Source organism: Acidaminococcus sp. (assembly GCF_050873445.1).
GTDB lineage: Bacteria > Bacillota > Negativicutes > Acidaminococcales > Acidaminococcaceae > Acidaminococcus.
This window is the reverse complement of sequence record NZ_JBNMIU010000090.1, coordinates 1-3305: the sequence shown is the minus strand read 5'-3', so window position 1 is coordinate 3305 and position 3305 is coordinate 1. Positions and strand designations below refer to the sequence as shown.

The following is a 3305-nucleotide window of genomic DNA, read 5'->3' as shown; positions in this document are numbered from 1 at the left end:
GCTGCCAGGAAATGTAGTGCGGTTGGTAGCCTTTAAATCTAGGGCCTTAAGGCCGAGGCAGGTAACGCGGCTTATAGCCGCAGAGCAAACTACCCGTTATACGGGTAGTTTTGATTATTTATTGTATGAAGGAGTGACTCACATGCCAATTAAAATCGATCCCCATCTTTCTGCCAAGGAAAAACTGAGAGAAGAGAATATCGTCACCATTGACAATGACCGGGCTATGACCCAGGATATCCGTCCCCTGAAGATCCTGATCCTGAACCTGATGCCGTTGAAGAAACCTACGGAAGTACAGCTGCTGCGCCTGCTGGGCAACACTCCCCTGCAGCTGGAAATCGACTTCTGCCGTCCGGTAAGCCGGGTGGGCACCCATACGGATAATTCCTATCTGGAATCCGCCTATCTGGAATTCAGTGATGTGGCCGACAAATATTATGATGGCCTGATCGTTACCGGGGCTCCGGTGGAAAAACTGGAATACGAGGATGTGGAATATTGGGGTGAAATCGAGGAGTATCTGGAATGGGCACGCACCCATGTGTATGCTGTACTCCATTACTGTTGGGGCGCACAGGCTGGCCTGTACTACTATTACGACATCCCCAAGGTGATGCTGCCCCAGAAACTCTGCGGCATCTATCCTTATGGGCTTACGGTGCGGAACCATCCTCTGCTGCGGGGCTTCGATGACCGGTACTTCATTCCCCAGAGCCGGTATACCAAAGTGGACGATGCCCAGGTGGACAGCAATCCTGAACTGCAGGTACTGAGCCGCAGTGTGGAAAACGGCATCAACATCGTGGCCACGGAAGATATGCGCCGGGTGTTCGTCATGGGCCATTTCGAATACGACCGGATGAGCCTGCGGGATGAATATGTGCGGGACAAGGGCAAAGGACTGGATCCGGCACTGCCCAGGCATTACTATCCGACGGATGATACGACCCAGGAACCCTTGTTCAAGTGGTGCAGCTACGCCCATCTGTTCTACCTGAACTGGCTGAATATGGTCTATCAGGATACTCCGTACGACTTGACGAAGCTGACGAAGAAGGACTGATGGAGGCGCGGGTGGCATCGTCAGAAGACCTCCGCTTTATGGCACTGGCTCTGGAAGAGGCACGGCAGGCGGCCCGGGAAGGGGAAATCCCGGTGGGGGCTGTGCTGGTACAGGACGGGAAGCTGGTGGCCCGGTCTCACAATCGTCGGGAACAGGAACATGACGCCACCGCCCATGCGGAAATGCTGGCCATCCGCAGGGCCTGTGAGGTGCTGGGTCGCTGGCGGCTTACAGACTGCACCTTGTATGTTACGCTGGAACCCTGTCCCATGTGTGCCGGGGCCATCTGGAATGCCCGGATCGGCCGGCTGGTGTACGGTGCCTGGGACAGTGCTGCTGGTGCCTGCGGGTCCCAGTTCAACCTGCCCGTCCATCCGTCACTGAACCACCGGACGGAGGTGACCGCCGGGGTTCTGGAAAAAGAAAGCCGGGAAATTTTGCGAGATTTTTTGAAAGCCAGACGGTAAATATGGTATAATAGAAAAATCTCATGGATGGGTGTCCGAGCGGTTGAAGGTGCTTGACTCGAAATCAAGTGTGCCCAAAAGGTACCGAGGGTTCGAATCCCTCCCCATCCGCCATAATCAAACACAATCAAAGAAGGGGCTGTCGCTTGCGGCAGCCCCTTCTTGCAGGAAGGCAGGAAGGAAAATGAAAACGTATCGACCCATTACCGAAGAAATCGTAGGAAAGCTGCAAGATATCGTAGGGGAGAAGTTCGTGTGGACCGATCAGGACCACCTGGAACAGTACAAGACCGATGAGGAAACAGATCCCCGGAAATTCCACAGGCCGGAAGTAGTGGCGGCTCCGGCTTCTACAGAAGAAATCGCAGCCATCATGAAACTGGCCAATGAGGCCCATTTTCCGGTAACGCCCCGCAGTGGCGGCACCAGCGTGTCCGATGGGGCCATCCCCGTATGCGGCGGTCTGGTGCTTTTGATGGAACGGATGGATAAGATCCTGGAAGTGAGCTCGGAAGGGATGTACCTGCGGACTCAGGCCGGTGCCCGTACCGGTGATGTACAGCAGGCTGCCCGGGCTCAGGGCCTGTTCTATGCCGGGGATCCCTGCAGCGCTGACAGCTGCCTGATTGGGGGCAATCTGGCCACCAATGCCGGCGGGGACAAGGCCGTGCGCTACGGCACTACCCGCAACCAGGTCCATGCCATCGAAGTGGTGCTGCCCAACGGGCAAATCGCTCACCTGGGCACCCGCAGCAAGAAGAATAGTACGGGCTATTGCCTGGATCAGCTGGTAATCGGCAGTGAAGGCACCCTTGGCATCATCACGGAAGTGACGTTGAAGCTGCTGCCACAGGCTCCTTACAAATCCGATGTGCTGGCCATCTTCACGGATCAGGATAAAGCCACAGGCATTGTGCCGGTACTCCTGCGGGAAGGTCTGGACCCCACCAGCGTGGAATTCATGGATAACGCTTTTGTGCGGGCTTCCAGTGATTATTCCAAACTGAAACTGGGCCATTATGAGGATGGATCCTATGTGATCCTGACCCTGGAGACCTTCGATGAAGAAGAAATGGAACGGAAGCTGCTGAAACTGGATGAACTGTGCCGCAGCCATGGGGCCGTGGATGTGGGTATGGCGGATGACCGGGTCTGGATGCTGCGGAAGAACTGTCTGGAATCCACTCGGGTGCTGAGCAAAGTCATGACCAGCGATGACTTTGTGGTTCCCCTGGATAAAATTGCCCGGACCATCAGTGAATTATCCCGGGAAGCCCAAAATTATCCCTTTCGGGTGTTCACTCTGGCCCATGCCGGGGACGGCAATCTGCATTTTTCCATCCTGAAGGGCGATTTGAGTGACGAAGAATGGGAACAGGCACTGGATGCCTTCCATGCCAAAGCCTACAAATACGTATATGCCATGGGCGGAAAACTCAGCGGGGAACACGGCATCGGCGCCAAAAAGGTGAAGCAGCTGGCAGCCCTGGCCGATCCGGGTGAACTCTATATGATGCAGGCCATCAAAAAAGCCCTGGATCCCCAGGATATTTTGAACCCGGGGAAAGTGCTGGCGGTATATTGATTGGGCAATCAAAAAAAGGACTGTCGCAAATGCGACAGTCCCTTTCCTTTATTGTCGGGTTTGAAAACCCCACGCTATGCGTGGGGTTCTGGAAAGCTTTTAGCTATACCAAAAAATCCTCCTTTGGTAAAATGAAGATGGCTACCAACCACTTCATTTTGAAAGGAGGATATCCTGAATGGATATT

At 54.6% G+C, this 3305-nt stretch carries 3 protein-coding genes and 1 tRNA gene; all 4 read left to right on the top strand.

The features are described 5' to 3' along the window. The first annotated feature begins 142 nt into the window (after window positions 1-142). The 4 genes from ACR0QW_RS10820 to ACR0QW_RS10805 all read left to right on the top strand — a co-directional run bounded on the left by ACR0QW_RS10820 (window position 143) and on the right by ACR0QW_RS10805 (window position 3118). Window positions 143-1066: a homoserine O-succinyltransferase gene (locus ACR0QW_RS10820; protein ID WP_432643641.1), complete on the top strand. Its 924-nt coding sequence runs from the start codon at window positions 143-145 to the stop codon at window positions 1064-1066. Next, window positions 1066-1533, top strand: coding sequence for a tRNA adenosine(34) deaminase TadA (gene tadA, locus ACR0QW_RS10815; RefSeq protein ID WP_432643640.1), 468 nt, complete (start codon window positions 1066-1068; stop codon window positions 1531-1533). The genes ACR0QW_RS10820 and tadA overlap by 1 nt, the downstream gene beginning before the upstream one ends. Before the next feature lie 25 nt (window positions 1534-1558). Then, window positions 1559-1647 (top strand) — tRNA-Ser (locus ACR0QW_RS10810). Between the two features lie 70 nt (window positions 1648-1717). After that, window positions 1718-3118 (top strand): FAD-binding oxidoreductase, encoded by a 1401-nt coding sequence (locus tag ACR0QW_RS10805; RefSeq protein WP_432643639.1) that lies wholly within the window; start codon window positions 1718-1720, stop codon window positions 3116-3118. Window positions 3119-3305 lie beyond the last annotated feature (187 nt).

Excerpts from the sequence above, each read along its gene's own strand:
- ACR0QW_RS10805 (WP_432643639.1), top strand. The coding sequence starts at position 1,718 with ATGAAAACGTATCGACCCATTACCGAAGAAATCGTAGGAAAGCTGCAA.
- ACR0QW_RS10820 (WP_432643641.1), top strand. The coding sequence starts at position 143 with ATGCCAATTAAAATCGATCCCCATCTTTCTGCCAAGGAAAAACTGAGA.
- tadA (WP_432643640.1), top strand. The coding sequence starts at position 1,066 with ATGGAGGCGCGGGTGGCATCGTCAGAAGACCTCCGCTTTATGGCACTG.